Below are 21012 nucleotides of genomic sequence, written 5' to 3'. Positions count from 1 at the left end.
AATATTCTTCCTCTAAAGTCTCTTTACGCAGAGCGTTCTCTGCATGGAATGTTTGCACCGAGAAACGTGATCCCGATCGCAATACACATCGCGGGCTGATGTTGCGCCAATGTGACGAACAGATCAACCCTGTTTCGGTAAGGGAATTGTGTTATTCCCGCCAAATCTGTTTCAGCACCCGCTGCCAGTTACCCCAGGCAATCTGCTCCAGTAACCGCTGATCATAGCCAATCTCGCGCAATAGCGTGAAGATCCGGGGTAGCCCGGACACATCTTTTAAGGCGTCCGGCGTGCTGATGCCGTCAAAATCGGAGCCAAAGCCCACATGATCACTCCCCATTATCTCAATTAAGTGATCAATATGTTTACCAATTTCGATCAGCGGCGTATCACTGTCCCGTTTACCATCGGGGCGTAAGAAGGCGTTACCAAAATTCACACCCACGATACCGCCGCTGTCGCGGATAGCCCGTAATTGCGCATCGGTGAGGTTACGCGGCTGTGGGCACAGGGCATGTGCGTTGGAATGGGTGGCGACCAGCGGCGCGGTGGATAAGCGCGCGGTATCCCAGAACGCCTTTTCGTTCATGTGTGAAACATCAATCAGCATACGATGCCGATTGGCGGCGACAATCAGCGCCTCCCCGGCGGCGGTTAAACCGGGGCCGCTGTCCGGGGAACCGGGAAAATTACCGGTGACGCCCGCGCCGAAACGATTAGGCAGATTCCAGAACGGTCCGATACTGCGTACCCCCGCCTGATAAAACGCCGTCAACGCGTCCCCCTCACCATCAAAACCATCCGCGCCCTCGATATGCGCCACCATCGCCAGCACACCTTCAGCCCGACAGGCCGCGATATCCGCCGTGTTCAGACACAGGCGGGCACGCCCCTGTGATTCGGCCACCAGGGTTTTCAGGATGGCGAGTTGCTGCCACAGAATCTCCAGTGGCGCCACGCACTCCTGCGCACGCTGCGGGGCAACCTGCTCGATATAACGTTGCGGTGGCACAAATAACGCAAACAGGCCACCCGCAAAACCGCCCTGCTGCATCCGCGGGTAATCAAGGTGACCGTTTGCAATGCCGGAGAAAAACACCTCAGCGGGATTATCACGATGATGCAGCCACAGGTTCAGCAGCAGATCGTTATGACCATCAAATGTGGGAAGTAACATAAGCGAGGAAAAAGAAGAAAACATGCGGCTATGCTACGCGCACGCCTGCTGCTGAGCAATGCAACGCGAGAAGGACTTTTCTGCCGCAGCCGCCGGGAAGCCGATGATAGCGCATAATGTTGCGCGTTGATACGCCAGGTACACGGTTGGTAGCGGCGGGATTTATCACGCAGGATTTGTCAGTTTTGCGCGGGTGGTTGTCAGCAATGGGCGAGCCTGCACCACCGGGTTTCGGCAACACTGACCGCAGAACATAAGGAGAATCCCAATGCTTACCCAACCCGCTGAAAAATATCGTCCTTACCCGGTTATCAACTTACCCGAACGTCAGTGGCCATCACGCCAGTTGACTCAGGCACCGCGCTGGCTGTCGACCGATCTGCGTGACGGTAATCAGGCGTTAGCCACGCCGATGGACAGCGCGCGCAAGCTGGAATTCTGGCAACTGCTGTTGCGCTGCGGCTTTAAAGAGATCGAAGTGGCGTTTCCGGCCGCCTCGCAAACCGACTTCGACTTTGTGCGCCTGCTGATCGAACAGCGTCATATCCCTGACGATGTGGCCATTCAGGTGTTGACCCAGGCGCGTGCCGATTTGATTGATCGCACCTTTGAAGCGCTGCGTGGGGCGCCCCGCGCCATCATCCATCTGTACAACGCTACCGCCCCGCTGTTCCGTGAACGCGTGTTTCGCCAGAGCAAGGCCGAGATTATCGAGCTGGCCTGCGCGGCGGCTCGACAGATCCGCGCACGCTGCGCCAGCCAGGGCGATACCGCCTGGACCTTCCAGTACTCACCGGAAACGTTCTGCTTTACCGAACCGGAATTTGCGCTGGAGATTTGTGAAGCGGTGGCGGCAATCTGGCAACCCAATGCGCAAAGGCCGATGATCATTAACCTGCCTGCCACCGTGGAGGTGAACACCCCCAACGTGTATGCCGACCAGATTGAATATTTCTGCCGTCACTTTAGCCAGCGTTCACAGGTGAGCATCAGCGTCCATCCGCATAACGATCGCGGCACCGGTATCGCCTGTGCCGAGCTGGCGCTGCTGGCCGGAGCCGATCGTGTGGAGGGATGCCTGTTTGGCAATGGCGAGCGTACCGGTAACGTCGATTTGGTCACGCTGGCGCTGAACCTCTATACCCAGGGCGTCGCCCCGCAGCTCGATTTCAGTGATATTCAGCAGGTGCTGGAAGTGGTGACGCGCTGCAATCAGTTGCCGGTACATCCACGTCATCCCTATGCCGGGGAGCTGGTATTTACCGCGTTTTCCGGTTCGCATCAGGATGCGATTCGCAAAGGTTTTGCCGAGCGTGCACAGCGCGAGGAAATTTTCTGGCAGATGCCCTACCTGCCGCTCGATCCCGCCGATATCGGTTGCAGCTATGAGGCGGTGATTCGGGTGAACAGCCAATCTGGCAAAGGCGGTGCCGCCTGGTTGCTGGAACAGAATCACGGTCTGCAACTGCCGCGCGGTCTGCAACAGGATTTCAGCCGTATCGTGCAGCAACAGACCGATGCGCACGGTCAGGAGATGACCCATCACGCCCTGTGGCAATTGTTTTGTGAACACTACGGCTTGACCCACCCGGCGCGGCGCTTGCTGGAAGCGGAGAGCCACAGCGATGAATCCGGTGAAACGCGGCTGAAAGCCCGCGTGCAGCAAGGCGCGCAGCAGATCAGTGTGGAAGGTAAAGGCAACGGTTTGCTGTCGGCGGCGGTGGCGGCACTGCGCCAGCGTTATGGCCTGACGCTGAGCATTGAGGATTATCACGAACATACGCTCGGCAAACGCAGCGACAGTCGTTCGGTCACCTATCTCAGCTGCCTCAACACGCGTGGCGAACGCGCCTGGGGGGTAGGTATCGATAATGACGTGGCGCGCGCCTCATTGCAGGCGTTGCTCAATGCCGCCCACGCTTTTCTGCCGCAGGAAAGTAGTTCGCTGGCGTAACACCCAGCAAACGGCGAAACATCGCGCTGAAGGCGCTCGGACTGTCGTAACCCAGATCGAGTGCCACCACCAGCACCGAATCGCCCTGCGCCAGTCGCGTCAGGGCGACGCCAAGACGGGCGCGCCGCACCCAGTCGCTAAACTGTAAACCCGTTTCGCGACTGAAGTGGCGCGCCAGAGTGCGCTCCGCGACGCACAATTCCGCCGCCGCCCGCGCCAGCGTCCAGTTTTCACCGGGTTGCTGCTGGATCTGCTGGCACAGCGTTAACAAGCGTGCACTTTCCGGCCACGGCAGGCCGAACGGCAGCACATCCATCACCCGAATTTCATCCAGAATTAACTCGTAAATGCGCTCGGCACGGCTGCCTGCTTGATAGCTTTCGGGCAGATCAATGGCGCTGACAATCAGTTCACGCAGCAACGGCGAGATCTGCACCACCTGACAACTGGCGGGCAGGTCAGCACGCGCCAGCGGATCAACAAATACCGTGCGCGCCGCCACCTGACCGGTAATCTGCAACGCATGGCGCGTACCCGCAGGCAACCAGACGCCCCGGCTGGGTGGCACGATCCAACTGCCGTGCTGCGTCTCCACCTTAACCACGCCGCTCAGGGTATGAATCAATTGCGCGCAGTCGTGGTGATGCCACGGCTCCACCGCGCCGTGCGCATAATCATGGGCGTACGGCACCAGCGGACGGCTGGCAAAACTGAAGTTCAGCACCGCAGTCATCGGGTTAGCGCTTCAGGAACTGATAAACCGCCGCCAGATCCTGCTCGCCGTAACCCGCATCCACCGCTTGCTGCCAGACCTCGACGATATTTTCCAGCGCCGGCAATTTGGCTTCACCCGCCGCATCCAGCGCCAGACGGGCATCTTTCAGCGCCCAGACCAGGTGCATCTGCGGGGTGAAATCCTGGCTGGCAATCATGCCGAGTTTCATTTTGGCGTAAGGCGCCGCCAGTGGGCCACCGTCCAGCACTTTCCACAGATCGTCGGTGGTGAAACCAAACTGCTCCGCCAGACGGGTACTCTCCGCCAGGCTCTGCATCAGACCAATCAACCAGCTGTTCACCACCAGCTTCATACGCGAACTGGCACCGGCCTCACCCAGCCATTGGGTGCCCTTGCCAATCGCCGCAAATACCTGTTCCGCTGCGGCAGCTTTGCTCTGGTCGCCGCTCGCCATTACCAGAATCTGCGCGTTTTCTGCCGGGGCCTTGGTGCCCGACACCGGGGCATCGATAAACACCACATCCGGGCGAGAGACCGCCAGTTCCGCGATTAACGCATCTGTCGCTTCGACACCGATGGTGCCCATCTGGCACAGGGTAGCGCCCTGCTTCAATGCGCCCTGCGCGTCTTGCACCACCTGGCGAGTCGTCTCACCGTCAGACAGCATGGCGATCACCACATCTGCGCCGTCCACTGCCTGGATGGCACTGTCACCCAGCATCAGCCCGGCTGACAATAAATCTTCGCCACGGGCGCGGGTACGGTTCCAACCGCGTACCACAAAGCCTTTTTTCAGCAGGTTGGCAGCAAAAGCATGCCCCATTGCACCCAGTCCTAACACCGCTACCACAGGTTGCTGACTCATCTTCTTTCCCTTCTCTGATTTGGCATAAACACGCTAGCCTGACAGGAATTGTGGTCCACAGCCAGGCCAGAGGTGCGATGAAAACATTTTTTTAACTGGCCGCTGGCGCATCCTCAGCCAGGCGCTGCTGCACCGCCGCCAGAAACAGGCGCAAGGCCGCAGGCTGGCGATCGCGTGACATATACAGACCATAGATACCCAGCGTTTTGGGCGTAAAGTCTGGCATCAAACGTTGTAACTGCCCGCTGTTGATCGCCGCGCGTGCCTCCATCTCCGGCACCATCGCCACACCACAACCGGCGCTGGCGGCATCGCACAACACCGAAGAGATGCCGGCACTGAAATTGCCGCTGATGGTGGTGGTGATCACCTCACCGTTGCGGTCATTAAATTGCCAGCGTTGCCCGGCAAAACGGCTATAGTGCAGGCAATTATGCTGTGTCAGGTCCTGCGGGGTTTGCGGGGTGCCGTACTGCTGCAAATACGCCGGTGATGCGCACACCACCGACACACATTCCCCGAGTCGACGCGCAATTGCGCCTGGTTCAGGATCGTTAGTGATGCGCACCGCCAGATCGATGCGCTCCCCGACCAGACTCACGGGCTGATTGTTAATCTCCAGTTCAATGCGCAGCGCCGGGTAGCGGGCCAGAAACGCCGGGATCATCGGCCCCAGAATATGAGTGGCAGTGGAGTGTGCACAGGCCACACGCAGGATGCCCTGCACGTCGCTTTGTGCGCCTTGATCGGCAATGTCCTCAGCGAGTCGCGCCAGTGCACGGCTTTTTTCGAGGATTTTTTCTCCGGCTGGGGTAATGGTCAGACGGCGCGAAGAACGATGCAGTAAACGCGCTCCGGCCCACTTCTCCATCTCATCCAGGTAGCGACTTACCATCGGCCGCGAAATATCCAGCGCCCGCGCCGCCGCACTCAGGCTCCCCAGTTCGCAGATACGATTAAATACCGTTGCCGCCGTCACTCTGTCCATATCCGCTCCATCTGATCGTTTTATGAAACTGACCATCTCTGATTGCGGGAATTCTAACAGACCCAGATTTCCCTACAATGAGGCTTTTAGTGACGGCAGGCTGCCGCTTAAAGGAATATGTGATGAAAATGAAGAGATTACCGTTATGTTTGCTGCTGACCGCAGGCCCGGTATTGGCCGCACCACTGCACCTTGAGGTCTACAACCCGCAGGAACAGGGGCTGTTCCCGGTGTCTTCGACCCTGGTGTCAGGCCCACATGAAGCAATATTGTTTGATGCGCAGTTCAGCCCGAAAGATGGCGAAAAACTGGTGGAGATGATTAAAGCCAGCGGCAAAAAGTTGACGCAGATTGTTATTACCTCGGGCGATCCTGACTTCTATTTTGGTCTGGAACCGATTGTTAAAGCCTTCCCACAGGTAAAAGTCGTGGCCTCGCCGCTGGTGGTGGAACATATCGACGCCACCAAACAGGCCAAGCTGCAATATTGGGGACCGAAAATGCCGGGTGGTGCCCCCACGCAATTAATTGTGCCACAGACGACTTATCAGACCGGTTTCATCGTCGATGGCGAACGTATTGAATTACGCCACGCCGGGGATAAATCCGCCTATGTCTGGATTCCGGCAAACCGGGCGATTCTCGGCGGTACTGCGGTGGCGGCTGGCATTCACCTCTGGACGGCAGATACCCAAACCCCCGCCAGTCGCGAGCAGTGGCGGAGCGTACTGCGTGAAATGCAGCAGTTAAAACCGAAAGTGGTGATTCCGGGTCATTATATTGGCCCCCGTCCGAGTGGCGACCAGGCGGTGACCTTCACGCTGAATTATCTGCAAAAATTTGAAGCCGCGCTGGCAGAGAAGAAAGGTTCGGCGGCAGTGATTGAGACGATGAAAGCCGCTTACCCCAATTTGCCGGACGAAAGCTCGCTGGCGTTGAGCGCGAAGGTGAATAGCGGCGAGATGAAGTGGTGATGTGGTTGGCTGCCTGCTCTGAGACATTGTCAGAAAGGCGGCCAACTCTGGCAGAACGCGCCGTATTTATGTCAGAAAAAACGCTGAAAAAACGGTATCAATCGGCTAATGAAGGGCATTATGATAATTATTTCCGGCACAGGTATACTCAGTCAAAAAATTGAAAGAAAACCACTCACCTACTAAATTCTCACTCACAATAAACAACACAACCGACAAAACAATTTCTTCTAATTCCTGAATAATGGAAAACCATCTCAACGCTTCACATAATAATCCGGTTTATTCTTCAAGGGAGAAAGTGAATTTCGATAAAAGCATAAATAAAATCCGGCACAACGATAAACACATGCCTGGAGCCAACACTGTCGTCGCTTGCGAAACAGAAAGTCAAGCCCCACAAAGAAACGGCGACGCAGTCAGAAGCGCCGCAACCAAGAAAACGTTGGCAAGATCCGAAGCTCAACCATCATCAATTAGAATCTGCAATGGAAAAATTGCAATTTAAAGAAATCACGCACATTGATTTTCGTATCCTTATCGCGACACGTTCGTAATCTGAGATAAAATAGCCGCTCGGTTTAAAGCGGCTATTTATAAATGCCGGGCGAACCCCTTTCTTTTATTTCAACAGCACCCGCGTCGTGAGGTTAACCCAGTCTTAAAATGACCTCAGGAATGTCTTAGTTTCCATTGCAGAAAAAATACCGGGATATAATTATGATGCGGGGAGCCTCCCGTGCTTATTCAGGTTAAATAAATGGACGCTGACGTTGCTTTCTACGAAATATCTGACCCTGCGACCCTTTATCACGGCATCCTGACAGAAATACCCGGTAATGATGGATACCGTTCAATAATAATTAAAGATTTACGGATACGAATCGCTGAAGATAAGAAGAGAAAATTCAATTCCTTGCGTATATACGAGGCGGTTTTTCTCAACATAGCGGGAGAGCAGTTTAAATTTTATAAATCGATGTCCAACCAGATAGAACACGTCCTGACAACCTATCCGTAGTACTCCCGCACCCGCATATGTGTTTACCGTCCCTGCTATTCCCCTGACGGTAACAGCCTTTTATTGGGCAAATAGCTTAAAATGTAATGCCAGCCTGGGTAAAAACTATTAACATATGTCTCATTATGTTCCAACCGGTTCATTTCCTTTCATTTATTACGGTCTTTCATAATGAGAATAGCTTTACTGCGCCAGGCGCTGTGGCTGGCGCTGCCTGCGGTGTTTCCGTTACCACTGCTGGCCGCTGATGATGCCAGCAACACCATGGTGGTCAGTGCCACTCCCGACAGTTCCGGTTTATCTGAACTCGATACCCCTGCGGCGGTCAGCGTCGTCTCCGGCGACGATATGCGTCACGCGGCCCCGCGCGTTAACCTGTCAGAAAATCTGATGGGCGTGCCGGGCATGCAAATTCAGAACCGTCAAAACTATGCCCAGGACCTGCAAATTTCGGTGCGCGGTTTTGGTTCGCGTTCCACCTACGGCCTGCGTGGCATCCGCATGTACGTAGACGGCATTCCCGCCACCATGCCGGACGGCCAGGGTCAGACCTCCAACGTTGATATCGGCTCGATTGACCATGTTGAAGTGCTGCGGGGTCCCTTCTCGGCGCTGTACGGTAACTCTTCCGGCGGGGTGATCAATGTGGACACCCAAACCGGGCAGCAGCCCACTACGCTGGAAGCCAGCACCTGGTACGGCAGCTATGGCAGCTGGCGCAACAGCGTCAAAGCCAGTGGCGCGACGGGCGACGGCACCCATGCCGGTGACGTCAACTACACCATTTCAGCCTCACGCTTTACCACCCACGGCTATCGCGATCACAGTTCGGCAGAAAAGAACCTCGGCAACGCCAAGCTCGGCGTACGCATTGATGATGTCAGCACCCTGACGCTGCTGTTCAACAGCGTGCATGTCGATGCGCAGGATCCCGGCGGTTTAACCCAGGCGCAATGGGAGCAGAACCCGCGTCAGGTGGTCAGCAACGTCAGCCTGTACAATGCGCGTAAAACCGTCGATCAGACCCAGGGCGGCCTGCATTATCAGCGCCAGATGAGTGAAAACGACGACCTGAGCGTGATGATGTATGCCGGGGTACGCGAAACCACGCAGTATCAGTCGATTCCGGCAAGCTCGCAGACCAGCCCATCCCATCCGGGCGGCGTAATCTCCCTGACCCGCCATTATCAGGGCATCGATACCCGCTGGACGCATCGCGATACGCTGTTCACCATCCCGGTAACGCTGACCGGCGGTCTTGATTATGAAACCATGACTGAACGCCGCAAAGGCTACGAGAACTTCACCACCAGTAACGGCGTCACCGATTACGGCGTGATGGGGGATATGCGTCGTAATGAACGCAATCTGATGTGGAACCTTGATCCCTACGTGCAAACCGCGTGGCAGCTAACCGATAAATGGTCGTTGGATGCCGGTGTGCGTTTCAGCACTGTCAATTTCGATTCCAACGATTTCTACATCACCTCCGGCAACGGCGACGACAGCGGCAACGCGCGTTACCACCGCTGGCTGCCAGCCGCGTCGTTGAAATACGCCATTGATGATAGCTGGAATGCTTATGTTTCTGCGGGGCGTGGTTTCGAAACCCCGACCATCAATGAGTTGTCCTACCGTTCTGACGGCCAGTCCGGCCTTAATCTCGGTCTGAAACCGGCTACCAGCGACACGATCGAACTGGGTAGCAAAAAACGCATTGGCTACGGCCTGCTGACTGCTGCCATTTTCCAGACCGATACGGATAACGAAATCGTTGCGGATAGCAGCAGCAACGGGCGCACCAGCTACAAAAATGCCGGGCAAACCCGTCGTCGTGGTCTTGAGCTGGGCCTTGATCAGCAGTTTGGCGAAGACTGGCGTGTGAAGGCTGCCTGGACGCTGCTCGATGCACGTTACCGCAGCAACGCCTGTGGCACCGAGAGCTGTGACGGCAACCGTATTCCGGGGATCGCGCGCAGCATGGCGTATGCCGGACTGTCTTATGCGCCGGATCTGGGCTGGTATGCCGGAGCCGATGTGCGTTATATGAGCGACATCGCCGCCGATGATGAAAACGATGTGAAAGCCCCGGCATACACCGTGGTGGGCCTGAACAGTGGTTATAAGTGGCTGATTAAAGAGAGCTGGACGCTGGATCTGTTTGGTCGCGTCGATAACCTGTTCGACCGCAACTACATCGGTTCGGTGATCGTTAACGAGAGTAATGGCCGCTATTACGAACCGGCACCGGGTCGTAACTACAGCGTCGGCCTGACCGTGAGCTACGCGTTCCAGTAATTAAAAAAAATCAAAGCCCTGTCAGACATGATGTTTGGCAGGGCTTTTTTTATGCTTAAATATTGTGCAAAACACGCAATCCGCCTACCATGTAGCAACATCACTACATTTGGTGGGGCGAGCATGACAATCACCAAAATCAGCAGCAGAACGTTTAACCAGGAGGTTTCGCGTGCCAAAAAAGCGGCAGAAACTGGCCCGGTTTATATTACCGACCGCGGTAAACCCGCACATGTTTTACTGACCTACGATGACTACAAAAAGCTGGCAGGAACGCACAGAAGTATTGTTGATTCGCTGGCGATGCCTGGCGGGCAGGACATCGATTTCGAACCTGATCGCGCTACCATCATTCACCGGGATGTGGAATTTTGATGCGTTATTTACTGGACACCAATGTTATTTCTGAGCTACGCAAGGCAGGGACGCCAAAAGCCAATCCGCAGGTCATCGCCTGGGCAAATAGCCTCAATGCGGAGGATATGTTTATCTCCGCCCTCACGTTGATGGAAATTGAAAAAGGTATCCTTAAATTTGCGCGTAAAGATCCGACGCAGGCCCACCATTTGCAGCGCTGGTATCAAGAACGGGTGCTGATTGAATTTGCCTGGAGGACGTTGGATATTGACAGCGCTGTCTGCCGCCTGTGCGCCCAACTGCATATCCCTGACGAACGCCCGGCGACGGATGCGTTAATTGCCGCTACTGCGATTCATCATGACATGGTTCTGGTAACGCGTAATGTGCGAGATTTTACCGGGATGGGGGTGATGCTGTTGAATCCGTGGGATTAGCGCGATAGATCGCGCCGCTACAAGCGGGTGCGGTAAATCGTATATGCGCGATAAATCGCGCCGCTACTAGCGGGTGTGGTAAATCGTATATGCGCGATAGATCGCGCCGCTACAAGCGGGTGCGGTAAATCGTATATGCGCGATAAATCGCGCCGCTACTAGCGGGTGTGGTAAATCGTATATGCGCGATAAATCGCGCCGCTACGAGCTGGGGTGGTAAATCGTAGCGGCGCAATTCATCGCGCGATGTTTATTAGCCCAACAGCGCCAGCACATCCTCGGTTGAACCGGTTTCGCCCAGGCGCGGGAAAATACGCTCCACGCTGTTCTGATGAGTATCCGCATTCAGGCAAGTCATGGCGTCTGTCGCCAGCGTGACGTTGTAACCGAGCTCATATGCCTGACGCGCGGTAGACTCCACACCGATGCTGGTCGCGATACCGCACACCACCACCTGAGTGACACCGCGTTGTTGTAGCTGCTCATGCAGACCGGTGTTGTGGAAGGCACCCCAGGTTTTCTTGGTCACGCTAATGTCGCCCGGTTGTGGCGTCATTTCCGGCACCAGTACCGCCCAATCAGCCGGCAGTTCACCGCTATGACGCGCCTGCTCGTTACGGCCCGGCGCACCACCCGCCACATTCACCAGCACCACCGGCAGATCGTGCGCACGGAAGGCATCAGTAAGACGCTGACAACGCTCAATCACCACTTTCGGGTCATGCACCACAGGCAGCGCCACGATCCCGTGTTGCAGGTCAATCACAATCAGGGCGGTTTTTGCATCTAAAGTTGTTACAGCCATCTCGGGTCCTCTCAGGATTATTGGTCGGCAAGTCGTTGCAGTAAGGGAATGGCCGCCAGCAGCGTCTGCTGTTCCTGCGGGTTGAGCGTCGCCATGCTGCGTACCAGCCAGTCATCACGCTGGGCGCGATTGGCCGCCACCAGCGCGCGGCAGGCTTTCGTAGGATGGTAGCGCGTTTTGCGACCATCATGCGGGTCAGCTTCGCCCAGCACCATCCCGGCCGTGACCAGGCTGGCAACGGTTGCGCCCATCGACTGGGTTCGCACCCCTTCTGCCGCCGCCAGTTCCGTTATCGTCATGGCACCATCGCGCACCAGATAACCGAGTACCGCAACTTGCGACCAGGTCAGGTCACCCGGCGGGGCCGATTCGCGCAAACGGCGTCCCAGTTTGCCGTTGACGCTACGCAGCAACGCGGCGGCGCTGTTCAGATCGCTCATAGCGACGTCTCCCTTACAATGAAAAGCGAGTATATAAATACGAAGGCAAACTGTGTAGTTTACCTTCGTATCAATTTGTAAGCCTTACGCCCGATGCGGATAGTGGATCAAACTATGAAAACGCAGCGGCGTGCTGAGAGGATTACGGTAGCTGTGCGGTTTATCACCGGCAAACTGGCTGGCTTGTCCGGGTTGCAGACGACGCCAGGTGCCCTCAACGCCCAGTAACAACTCGCCCTCCAACACCACCACCTGCTCAATCACCCCTGTTTCGTGCGGTGAAGAATCACTTTGCGCGCCGGGGGCCAGCGTCACTTCCAGCAGGTCAAAACGCAGCTGCGCGTCGTAGGGCAGCAGCGATTTTGCCAGCATTTGGGCATTGCTCTGGCTAAAGGTGGCAGCGGCGCCCGGTGGCTGCTCGCTCCCCTGAATAAAGAACGAAAACGGCACGTTGAAGCCAGTGGCAATTTTCCACAGGGTCGCCACGGTCGGGCTGGACTCGCCGCGTTCGATTTGGCCAAGCATCGCCTTGCTGACGCCGGTGCGTTCCGCCGCCAGCGTCAGACTCCAGCCATTGGCCTGACGCAACTGTTTCAGCGCCAGGCTCAGATGTTGATGCAGATTTTCCATAGGATCTCCAGACAAGCTCGCGCGCAGTGTATCACTTGTGCGCTATAGCGTCCCATGCCACAATGTGCGCTATAACGCACAACCGGAACACCCGCTATGATCACCACCGCCCCGCGCAGCACCTTTTCTCTCCCCATACTGATTTCAGGGTTTATTGCCGTGCTGGTGGGTTACAGCAGTTCAGCTGCGATTATTTTTCAGGCGGCGCAGGCTGCCGGTGCCTCTCCGGCACAAATTGGCGGTTGGCTCTCAATGCTGGGTATTGGCATGGGCGTTGCCTCGCTCGGGTTATCGCTGTGGACCAGAATGCCTATTCTGGCCGCCTGGTCGACACCCGGCGCAGCGCTGCTGGCGACCAGTCTGCACGGCCTGACCCTTAATGAAGTGATTGGCGTGTTTGTCTTTACCAACGCCTTGATTGTGCTGAGTGGCGTCACTGGCCTGTTTGCGCGCCTGATGAACCATATTCCGCAGTCGCTGGCCGCCGCGATGCTGGCGGGGATCCTGCTGCGCTTCGGCCTGAATACCTTTACCGGTTTACAGGGTAATTTTGCGCTGTGCGGCAGCATGTGCCTGGTATGGTTGCTGAGTCGTCGCTGGTTACCGCGTTATGCGATTATCCTCGCGTTGGTCACCGGGGTGCTGGTGGCGCTTGGGCAACACAGCATTCATTTCCCGCCGCAGTCACTGAGCCTCAGCGTGCCGCAGTGGATTACCCCCCACTTCTCGCTGACCGCCCTGATTGGCGTCGGCCTGCCCTATTTTCTGGTGACGATGGCGTCGCAAAATGCCCCCGGCATCGCCACCTTGCAGGCGCACGGTTATCAGCCGCCGATTTCGGCACTGACCAGTTGGACCGGGTTGCTGGCACTGGTGCTGTCGCCCTTTGGTGGCTTTTCCGTCTGTATTGCCGCCATCACCGCCGCCATCTGTATGGGTGAAGAGGTCGATCCCGATCCCAAACAACGCTGGATGGCCTCAGCGCTGGCCGGTTTCTTCTATCTGCTCACCGGGCTAACCGGCGCGCTGATTGCGGTGTTGTTCAGCGCGCTGCCGCAGGTGTTGATTGCCACGCTGGCCGGTCTGGCGCTGCTGGCGACGCTGTCCGGCAGCCTGCATCGCGCGCTGGCGGAACCGCAACTGCGTGATAGCGCGGTGGTGGCGTTTCTGATTACCGCCAGCGGCGTGTCGCTGCTGGGTATCGGCGCTGCCTTCTGGGGACTGGTCGGCGGGATGCTGACGCATCTGGTGCTGATGCCGCGCGCACGCGGTTAAATTTTCTACAACTCATCCTCCAGCCGGGGAAAACCGCCCTGTTTTCCCCCTTATTTCCGCCGTTTGATTTGCCCTTATTTGGCTTAAGATCACCAAAATCGATTTTTTCTGCCTCAGACATTCACCGATAAGGGCCAACGAGTGGCAAAAACTTTTCTGCGCAGCGGCAATCTTGACGCGGTTCTGGCACTGGGTGAGAACGGCCAGCCCGTCTGGGCTTCTGCTCTGCAAATTCGCGAAACCTTGCGGCTACGCCGCCAAACCACGCTGGCGAACTGTCTCGCCATCCCACAACCCAATGAACGCGGCGATCGCCTCGACTGGTACGCCCCCTTTAGCGGCAAAGTCCGTTCATGGCTGGCGGCCAGCGATCACGAACGTCGTCAGGCGCTGGAACAACTCACCCTCAATCAACAGGATTTGCAGGCGCTGAGCCTGCGCGCGCGTGAGGCAGAAAACCCGGCGATGCGATTGTTTGGTGCGCTGCTGAGTAAAACCCTGCAATTCCCCGATCAGCAATACGTCTATCTGGTGGATGGCAAACCGGTGATTACCTTCTGGGGCTTTGTCGATCCGCAGGCCCGCTCGCGTGATGACGCACTGGCCTGTCTGCGTGACAGCCTTGACGAGCAACTGCCGTCGCTGTTGCCGGAACCGCCGCCGGTGGTGGAAACACCGATTGTGCTGGCCGAACCGGAAGTCGAACCGGAGGAGCCGATCATTGAGCCTGAGCCGGAAGAGAGCGAACCCGAACCGGTAATCGCCGCCGTCCAGCCCCCTGCCGCCAGCAAATCCCTGCGCCCGTGGTTGCTGCTGCTCCCGGTAGCGCTGGCTGCCGCCGCAGGAACCGCCTGGTGGTTGCACAGCACCCCGCAAGCCGCGGCTCCCCTGGTGGCCGCTGCGCCCGCTCCGGTTGTCAGCCAGCCGATCGCGCCACCGCCGGTGTTTGCGCAGGCGGAAAAACTGGCTACCACCCTGCCGCAGGCCAGCGCCACTGTGACCGCACCGCCGCCCGCCGCCCCCGTTGCGCCTGCGGTGGTTGAGGTTGCTGCGCCGGTGCCTACCGCGCCCGCCAAAGCCGATGATCTGGTGATCACCGCCGAAGACGTGCGCGTCGGTTCGGTACGTTTCCTGGATGGTCGCTGGCGCGTCACCCTGCGTCAGACCAACCTGCCAACCGGTAAACCGCCGAGTCTGCGTTATCAGATTAAAAACGGCAAAGGCACAGCGCTGATTACCCAGGGCGATGGCATTCGCTGCAAGGCCGATGTCACCGCCGCCATGACCAGTGCCGGCACCATGGTGGTTCGCAGCCGCTACACCGCCAGCTGTAGCGATAAATCACGCTACCGCATGCCGGAACTGGTGTGTAAACAAGGCGATGGTATCGCCAGCTGTGACGCGCAATATGGCGCGGATCAGGTTTTCCCGTTGACGATTAAGCGTGAGAGTAAGTAACCATGTTAGCGCCCCTCATCGATGACAAACAAAGAATCACGCTGATTGAAGATAGCGGTGTGCAATTTCTCGACTTCGGCCTGCGTCTGCCTTCATTACAGGCGCGCCGTCAGTTTGTACGCCAGACGGCAAACGGCCCGCTGCTGCGCCTTAACATTGACGGCAACAGCGGCAAGTTTCTGCTCTACCCCGAAGATGGCGGCGCACCGGAAGTGGTGCGCCCGGAATCGGATATCGCGCTGGCCGACTCCCTGACGTTGCTGGCGAATCAATGGTTACCGCTGCCGGTGTTGCGTTGCACCAGTGGTCGTCGCTTTATTGGTGGACCGGAAAACTGGGCGCGTCTGCGCCTGGCTCCCCTGTCCCAACCCGATGCGGCGGGCAATACCCACCGTATCACCCTCGCCTTCGATACCCGCCTGGTGGCGGAGAACGACGGTGGCGAGCAGCTTGGCCTGAGCCAGGCCGATGCGCAAAACGGCGTCAGCTTTGCCCTCGCCTGGCATAATTATGAACTGGGTGAATTTCTTGACCTGACCTGGGTTGATGGCTGGCTGCGTGAAACCTTCAGCCAGCAGGTTACCGCACTGGAATCACGCCGCGAGCAAGAGTTGGTGCAGGCGCTGCGCGAGTTTGAGTATCAGGCGCATTACCTTAATGTGCTGGAGTTGCTGGGCGAACAGCTTGATCTGGCGGAGATCGCCATTCAGGCCGCGTCGCTACAATCTCCGGCGGTGAATGTCGATATCATTCTCGATGTTGGCAACTCACACACCTGCGGCATCCTGGTGGAAGATCACGCCGAGGAGAGCAACGGCCTGCGCCAGACTTACGAGCTGCAACTGCGTGACCTGTCTGAACCGCATCAGGTGTATAACGAATTGTTCGACAGCCGCCTGGAGTTTGCCGAACCCCGCTTCGGCAAGGCCAATTTCTCGCTGGAGAGTGGGCGCGAAAATGCCTTTATGTGGCCGTCGCTGACGCGTGTGGGCCGCGAGGCCAGCCGTCTGGCGCTGTTGCGTGCTGGTACCGAAGGCAGCACCGGCCTTTCCAGCCCGCGTCGTTATCTGTGGGATGAAGCCCGTTATCAGCCCGGCTGGCGTTTCAATGCCAACGGCAGCGGTGATGAAACCCAGGCGACCGCCTTGCCCTTTACCCTGCTGCTGAATGATGAAGGCCAGCCGCTGCACGCGCTGGCTGAGGATGAGCGCCTGCCGGTGTTCTCCGCCAGCTACAGCCGCAGTTCGCTGATGACCTTTATGCTGTGCGAACTGCTGGCACAGGCGATGATGCAGATGAACAGTGTCGCTCAACGTCAGCGCATGCCGCAAAGCCAGGCCCCGCGTCAACTGCGTCATGTGATCCTTACGCTGCCCTCGGCAATGCCAAAACCGGAACGGGAAATTTTCCGTCGTCGTATGCAGGAAGCCATCGCGCTGGTGTGGAAAGCGGAAGGCTGGCATCCGGCAGAAGACGCGTTTACCGCCGCAACTCTGGCGAAGAGCCTGCGCCCGGTGCCGGATGTGCAGATGGAGTGGGACGAAGCCACCTGCGGCCAGATGGTGTGGTTGTTCAACGAAACGCAGGTCAACTTTGCTGGTCGCGCAGAAGATTTCTTCACCAGCATGGCGCGCCCGGATCGCCCGCGTGACGCTGATGAACTGCCGGGTAAGAGCCTGCGCATCGCCTCCATCGATATTGGCGGCGGCACCACCGACCTCGCGATTACCCAATATCGCCTCGACGACGGCCAGGGCAATAACGTCAAAATCACCCCACGCCTGTTATTCCGCGAAGGCTTCAAGGTGGCCGGGGACGACATTCTGCTGGATGTGATTCAGCTATGGATCCTGCCTGCGTTGCAGCAAAGCTTGCAGAAAGCCGGACTGACCTTGCCGGAACCGCTGATGAATAAACTGTTCGGCCATGACAGCCGCATGGACGGACAAGCCACTCTGCGCCAGCAGGTGACGTTGCAGCTGTTTATTCCGCTGGCGCAGGCGGTGCTGGAACGTTATGAAAACTGGGACCCGCTCGACAGCCACAGCGAGATCAACGCGCTGTTTGGCGAACTGGTACCACAAAAGCCCAGCAATGCCGTGCTGGCATTTATCAACGGTGAAATCCAGCGCACCCTCGGCGGCGACAGCCGTTTCGATCTGCTGGAGGTGCCGCTGGTAGTCAGCCTTGCGCAATTGCATGGCGAGTTCCTGCAACACCGTATGGCGATCATCCCGGCGTTGCGCGCCATGTGCGAAGTGGTGTCGCTCTATCAATGCGACGTGCTGCTGCTGACCGGTCGCCCGTCACGCTTCCCTGGCATCCAGGCGCTGGTGCGTCATCTGCAACCGTTACCGGGCAGCCGCATTCTTTCGCTGGAGGGGTATCACACCAGCGACTGGTATCCGTTCAACAAACAGGGACGCATTGATAACCCGAAATCCACCGCAGCCGTCGGTGCCATGCTGTGTCTGCTGGCGCTCGATCTGCGTCTCAGCAGCTTCTGGTTCCGCGCCGGTGATTTTGAACCTTACTCCACCATTCGCTACCTCGGCGTGCTGGATGAAACGCAGGCGCTGAGCGATGACAACCTGTGCTACAGCGAGATCGATCTCGACAGCCACAGCTTTGCGCTGGACCGCAAAAGCAGCTTCCGCATTCGCGGCAACGTCTGCCTTGGCTTCCGCCAACTGGAGAACGATCGCTGGCCCGCATCCCCCCTTTACAGCCTGAGCATTATCGATCCACAACTGGCGCGTAAAGTCGCCGGGGAAAGCGTGCTGCGCATCAAGCTGGCGGTGCAACCTGGCCCGGATAACGCCGGACCGGAACGTCTGGTGCTGAGCGATGCGCGTCTCGACGACGGCAGCCGCGTGCCTCTGGAACAACTGAGCCTGAAACTGAATACGCTTTCCGCCACGGGCAATGCGAATGCGCAATACTGGATCGACAGCGGGAGCGTCTGCAAAAAATGAGAACCGCAAAAAAACAACCACAGGCCACGCTGGCCAAACGTCTCAGTCTGCTCCAGGAAACCCTTGATAGTGCTCTGAATTGGGTAGAAAACCAGCAGGCTCACTCCACGCGTCTGAGCATGGAAGGCGACACCCTGAGCCTGCAACTGCGCCGCGCCAGAGTGGAGAGCCACGCGCTGGCGCGCCAGCTCGCGCGCCCCGTGACGCTGGCGTTGTTTGGTCAGTCGCAGGCGGGCAAAGCCTGGTTATTAAGCGAGATGGTGGGTGATGCCCAGGGACAGTTGATGACCACCCCTGGCGACAAAACCTTTAACTATTTCCAGCATATCAATCCCGGTAACCTCGATTTCGCCATCGCCACACGTTTTAGTCACCAGCGCGAAACGGCCTCCAACGCCTGGCCGCTGGAGATGACATTGCTGAGCGAAGTTGAGCTGATCCGTCTGATGCTGGCCTGCGCCACCCCGGAATTACAGCCGGATACCACGGCTCTCGACAGCGCGCTGCAACGTCTACAGCGGCATCGCCAAAGTGACATCCAGCCGGGTCTGGAAAGCGATGCGTTGGTCACTTTATGGGCGTGGAGTCGCCGCCATCACCGTCACGCCGAGGTGCTGGATCGTCATTTCTGGCCGCAGGCCATTGGCCTCGCCCCGTGGCTGAATGTTGACGACCGCGTACAGTTATTCGCCTTGCTGTGGCCGGGCCAAAACTCCTTAAGCGAAAGCCTGCGCAGCCTGATGCATTTGCGCCATCAGTTACGTCATGCCCCACGGGTCATGGCCCCACTCAGCCTGTTGGTGGATGACACGTCACTGCCCGCCGAGAAGTTGATTGGCAGCGATGCCGACTTGCAGGAGATGATTGAGGTGTGTCCGGTGGTCGCGAACCGGGTGGGTAAAGCGCAGCAGGTGCCCCTGGGTCTGCTGGCGTTGCTGACACTGGAAATCACCATTCCGCTTAGCTCGACGCCACGCCAGGCGTTATATGATGAGGCCGATATGCTGGAGCTGCCCGCGCCGGGTACCCCAGCCGATCGCGGCCAGCAGGAGGAGCGCCACCGTCTGCAAACGCGAGATGCGCTGCGCGCCACCTTACTGGAACAGAAACGCGCCTTGCTGCCAGGTTGGTACGCTGCGCGTCAGGATATCGACCTGCTGTTGATCTGTACCGCCGCCAGCCAGCGTCAGGACGCCGATCTCGCCAGCCAGGCACTGCGCGAGTGGCATCTGCATCAACCGGTACCGGCCAGCGGAGAGAAGCCGCGGCTGATCTGGGCCATCACCCCTTATGATGCCCGTCATCAGCAGATCAACGTCGATGAAGCGGTACAACGCCAGATTGGTCAGCCGGGTCAGAGCTGGGGGTCGATGCTGGCGCTGGATCGCGCCGGAGTGGATCGGATGGGCAGTTGGTTGCAGGATGAAATGCAGCCGGATGCGCGCCGTGATCGTCTGGCGTCGCAACTGAGTGCGCTGCAACAAACCCTGGTGGATCGTCTGCAACCCTGGACCGAAGCCAGCGCTACGCCAGAGCAAGCGGCGCGTAAGCAAAGCATTGCCGACACCTTACTGAAATGCCTGCAACATCGCACCGGCCTGCACGGCGAATTGCTGGAGCGTTTACAACCGTCTCGTGAGGCGGTGCGTCAATTGTGGCTGAGCCAGAGCAACAGCGGCACGCAGCATAAAGTCGCCAGCGCAGCCGCAGAGCAAAGCTATTTCGGCATCGGTTTTGAATTTGATCTGTTTAAAGATGAACCGGTGGCAGCGGCAGAACCGCGCAATCACGGCGGTCAGCGCGATCAGCAATTTCCGCACCTGGTCTTCGCCCTGTGGCTGGATCATCTGCGTCAGTTGCCGGAGAGCCGGAGTCTGCTGGCGCTGCTCAACGTCGATAAACCGACGCTGGAGTTGTTGGTGGAGGAGTTAATTACCGCCAGCTTCCGTCACAACATGCTGAACACCTTGCAGACGGCGCTGAACGAGCCGGAGGCGCAGGCCAGCGCGCATGAGGCGCGCACCGATCGTCAGGTGTCTCGCGCGATGACAGTGTTGGGGGATTTTGTTGCCTGGCTGGGCTTTTTGCAGCGCCCGGAGAGCGAACGTCCGGCCAGCCGCGTCAATCGTGGCCAGACGATCTTCGCCCGTCCACCCGCCCCGAGCGTCAATTTCTCGTCCGGCCAACGTCTGACGCGTCTCTCTGCCGCCCCGGCGAACCACACGGCCTATTATATCTACGACTGGCTGGTGGGGCTGAACAGCGTGATTGTGGAGAACAACGGCTATACCGGCGGCGGCGATTTACCTGCCGCCGCCCGCCAGACTCTGGCGATGATGCTACTGGCGTTGCACGCTTAATCACGCACCAGGCGCAGTTCACCCTCGAGCTGCGCCACCGCCTCTTCCAGCAGCGCCAGCACGGGCGCGAATTCCACGTTGCTCTCATCAACATGGCGCAAATGCAGGGTTGCTGGCAGCGCCATACCGCCTGTCAGCCAATCCCACAACGCATCAAGATTGTTACCAAAGGCGAACGGGCAATGGCTCTGCCGCACCAGCGCAGCATAAAACGCCTCGCGGTCGGGCAGTTGCCGGAAATCAAAGGTCAGGTTCAGCATCA

Annotated in this window: 17 protein-coding genes; 9 read left to right on the top strand and 8 right to left on the bottom strand. The window is 57.9% G+C overall.

The features are described 5' to 3' along the window. Window positions 1-151: 151 nt before the first annotated feature. Window positions 152-1177, bottom strand: a complete 1026-nt coding sequence (locus AC6I8R_RS09170; RefSeq protein ID WP_415175107.1) for a dipeptidase — start codon at window positions 1175-1177, stop codon at window positions 152-154. 268 nt (window positions 1178-1445) lie between these two features. Between AC6I8R_RS09170 and leuA the strand changes: the two genes are divergently transcribed. Beyond that, window positions 1446-3131: a 2-isopropylmalate synthase gene (gene leuA / locus AC6I8R_RS09165; protein WP_208725388.1), complete on the top strand. Its 1686-nt coding sequence runs from the start codon at window positions 1446-1448 to the stop codon at window positions 3129-3131. Here the strand turns inward: leuA and AC6I8R_RS09160 are convergent. The 3 genes from AC6I8R_RS09160 to AC6I8R_RS09150 all read right to left on the bottom strand — a co-directional run bounded on the left by AC6I8R_RS09160 (window position 3082) and on the right by AC6I8R_RS09150 (window position 5720). Further along, window positions 3082-3864 carry an AraC family transcriptional regulator gene (locus AC6I8R_RS09160; RefSeq protein WP_497830601.1) on the bottom strand — a complete coding sequence of 261 codons (783 nt, stop codon included), beginning with the start codon at window positions 3862-3864 and terminating at the stop codon, window positions 3082-3084. The genes leuA and AC6I8R_RS09160 overlap by 50 nt on opposite strands. Window positions 3865-3868: 4 nt before the next feature. Then, entirely contained in the window at window positions 3869-4732 is an 864-nt protein-coding gene (locus tag AC6I8R_RS09155) for an NAD(P)-dependent oxidoreductase (RefSeq protein ID WP_497832144.1), read from the bottom strand. Window positions 4733-4823: 91 nt separating this feature from the next. Beyond that, window positions 4824-5720: a LysR family transcriptional regulator gene (locus AC6I8R_RS09150; RefSeq protein WP_021186484.1), complete on the bottom strand. Its 897-nt coding sequence runs from the start codon at window positions 5718-5720 to the stop codon at window positions 4824-4826. A 122-nt stretch (window positions 5721-5842) separates the two neighbouring features. On the opposite strand from AC6I8R_RS09150, the gene AC6I8R_RS09145 reads away from it, so the two are divergent. From AC6I8R_RS09145 to AC6I8R_RS09130, 4 genes are all read left to right on the top strand, one after another. Then, entirely contained in the window at window positions 5843-6694 is an 852-nt protein-coding gene (locus tag AC6I8R_RS09145; RefSeq protein WP_497832143.1) for a Vmh family MBL fold metallo-hydrolase, read from the top strand. Window positions 6695-7886: 1192 nt separating this feature from the next. Further along, a complete protein-coding gene (gene pqqU / locus AC6I8R_RS09140; RefSeq protein ID WP_415175092.1) occupies window positions 7887-10013 on the top strand; it encodes a TonB-dependent receptor PqqU in 2127 nt (708 codons plus the stop codon). Between the two features lie 123 nt (window positions 10014-10136). Further along, window positions 10137-10388 carry a type II toxin-antitoxin system Phd/YefM family antitoxin gene (locus AC6I8R_RS09135; RefSeq protein WP_021186487.1) on the top strand — a complete coding sequence of 84 codons (252 nt, stop codon included), beginning with the start codon at window positions 10137-10139 and terminating at the stop codon, window positions 10386-10388. Next, complete coding sequence (locus AC6I8R_RS09130) at window positions 10388-10807, top strand: type II toxin-antitoxin system VapC family toxin (protein WP_021186488.1); 420 nt, start codon at window positions 10388-10390, stop codon at window positions 10805-10807. Before AC6I8R_RS09135 ends, AC6I8R_RS09130 begins: the two co-directional genes overlap by 1 nt. Before the next feature lie 253 nt (window positions 10808-11060). Here AC6I8R_RS09130 and AC6I8R_RS09125 read toward each other — a convergent pair whose 3' ends face one another. From AC6I8R_RS09125 to AC6I8R_RS09115, 3 genes are all read right to left on the bottom strand, one after another. Continuing rightward, a complete protein-coding gene (locus tag AC6I8R_RS09125) occupies window positions 11061-11612 on the bottom strand; it encodes an isochorismatase family protein (protein WP_021185156.1) in 552 nt (183 codons plus the stop codon). A 17-nt stretch (window positions 11613-11629) separates the two neighbouring features. After that, window positions 11630-12052 carry a MarR family winged helix-turn-helix transcriptional regulator gene (locus AC6I8R_RS09120; RefSeq protein WP_021185157.1) on the bottom strand — a complete coding sequence of 141 codons (423 nt, stop codon included), beginning with the start codon at window positions 12050-12052 and terminating at the stop codon, window positions 11630-11632. An 84-nt stretch (window positions 12053-12136) separates the two neighbouring features. Next, window positions 12137-12682, bottom strand: coding sequence for a helix-turn-helix domain-containing protein (locus tag AC6I8R_RS09115; protein WP_021185158.1), 546 nt, complete (start codon window positions 12680-12682; stop codon window positions 12137-12139). A gap of 96 nt (window positions 12683-12778) precedes the next feature. On the opposite strand from AC6I8R_RS09115, the gene AC6I8R_RS09110 reads away from it, so the two are divergent. The 4 genes from AC6I8R_RS09110 to AC6I8R_RS09095 all read left to right on the top strand — a co-directional run bounded on the left by AC6I8R_RS09110 (window position 12779) and on the right by AC6I8R_RS09095 (window position 20750). Then, on the top strand, window positions 12779-13957 hold the full coding sequence (locus AC6I8R_RS09110) for a benzoate/H(+) symporter BenE family transporter (RefSeq protein ID WP_208725384.1): 1179 nt from the start codon (window positions 12779-12781) through the stop codon (window positions 13955-13957). 141 nt (window positions 13958-14098) lie between these two features. Further along, the gene (locus tag AC6I8R_RS09105) at window positions 14099-15415 is read left to right on the top strand and encodes an SrfA family protein (protein ID WP_497832142.1); all 1317 of its coding nucleotides are present in this window, start codon (window positions 14099-14101) and stop codon (window positions 15413-15415) included. Window positions 15416-15417: 2 nt separating this feature from the next. Then, window positions 15418-18390 (top strand): virulence factor SrfB, encoded by a 2973-nt coding sequence (locus AC6I8R_RS09100; protein WP_497832141.1) that lies wholly within the window; start codon window positions 15418-15420, stop codon window positions 18388-18390. Continuing rightward, the gene (locus AC6I8R_RS09095; protein ID WP_497832140.1) at window positions 18387-20750 is read left to right on the top strand and encodes a virulence factor SrfC family protein; all 2364 of its coding nucleotides are present in this window, start codon (window positions 18387-18389) and stop codon (window positions 20748-20750) included. The genes AC6I8R_RS09100 and AC6I8R_RS09095 overlap by 4 nt, the downstream gene beginning before the upstream one ends. Here AC6I8R_RS09095 and AC6I8R_RS09090 read toward each other — a convergent pair. Beyond that, entirely contained in the window at window positions 20747-21010 is a 264-nt protein-coding gene (locus AC6I8R_RS09090) for a barstar family protein (protein WP_036626964.1), read from the bottom strand. The genes AC6I8R_RS09095 and AC6I8R_RS09090 overlap by 4 nt on opposite strands. Between the last annotated feature and the right edge of the window lie 2 nt (window positions 21011-21012).

It is taken from the genome of Pantoea sp. X-Soil-OKNW-713, assembly GCF_059730685.1.
This window is presented reverse-complemented; position numbering and strand designations above follow the sequence as displayed.

Excerpts from the sequence above, each read along its gene's own strand:
- AC6I8R_RS09170 (WP_415175107.1), bottom strand. The coding sequence starts at position 1,177 with ATGTTACTTCCCACATTTGATGGTCATAACGATCTGCTGCTGAACCTG.
- leuA (WP_208725388.1), top strand. The coding sequence starts at position 1,446 with ATGCTTACCCAACCCGCTGAAAAATATCGTCCTTACCCGGTTATCAAC.
- AC6I8R_RS09160 (WP_497830601.1), bottom strand. The coding sequence starts at position 3,864 with ATGACTGCGGTGCTGAACTTCAGTTTTGCCAGCCGTCCGCTGGTGCCG.
- AC6I8R_RS09155 (WP_497832144.1), bottom strand. The coding sequence starts at position 4,732 with ATGAGTCAGCAACCTGTGGTAGCGGTGTTAGGACTGGGTGCAATGGGG.
- AC6I8R_RS09150 (WP_021186484.1), bottom strand. The coding sequence starts at position 5,720 with ATGGACAGAGTGACGGCGGCAACGGTATTTAATCGTATCTGCGAACTG.
- AC6I8R_RS09145 (WP_497832143.1), top strand. The coding sequence starts at position 5,843 with ATGAAAATGAAGAGATTACCGTTATGTTTGCTGCTGACCGCAGGCCCG.
- pqqU (WP_415175092.1), top strand. The coding sequence starts at position 7,887 with ATGAGAATAGCTTTACTGCGCCAGGCGCTGTGGCTGGCGCTGCCTGCG.
- AC6I8R_RS09135 (WP_021186487.1), top strand. The coding sequence starts at position 10,137 with ATGACAATCACCAAAATCAGCAGCAGAACGTTTAACCAGGAGGTTTCG.
- AC6I8R_RS09130 (WP_021186488.1), top strand. The coding sequence starts at position 10,388 with ATGCGTTATTTACTGGACACCAATGTTATTTCTGAGCTACGCAAGGCA.
- AC6I8R_RS09125 (WP_021185156.1), bottom strand. The coding sequence starts at position 11,612 with ATGGCTGTAACAACTTTAGATGCAAAAACCGCCCTGATTGTGATTGAC.
- AC6I8R_RS09120 (WP_021185157.1), bottom strand. The coding sequence starts at position 12,052 with ATGAGCGATCTGAACAGCGCCGCCGCGTTGCTGCGTAGCGTCAACGGC.
- AC6I8R_RS09115 (WP_021185158.1), bottom strand. The coding sequence starts at position 12,682 with ATGGAAAATCTGCATCAACATCTGAGCCTGGCGCTGAAACAGTTGCGT.
- AC6I8R_RS09110 (WP_208725384.1), top strand. The coding sequence starts at position 12,779 with ATGATCACCACCGCCCCGCGCAGCACCTTTTCTCTCCCCATACTGATT.
- AC6I8R_RS09100 (WP_497832141.1), top strand. The coding sequence starts at position 15,418 with ATGTTAGCGCCCCTCATCGATGACAAACAAAGAATCACGCTGATTGAA.
- AC6I8R_RS09095 (WP_497832140.1), top strand. The coding sequence starts at position 18,387 with ATGAGAACCGCAAAAAAACAACCACAGGCCACGCTGGCCAAACGTCTC.
- AC6I8R_RS09090 (WP_036626964.1), bottom strand. The coding sequence starts at position 21,010 with ATGCTGAACCTGACCTTTGATTTCCGGCAACTGCCCGACCGCGAGGCG.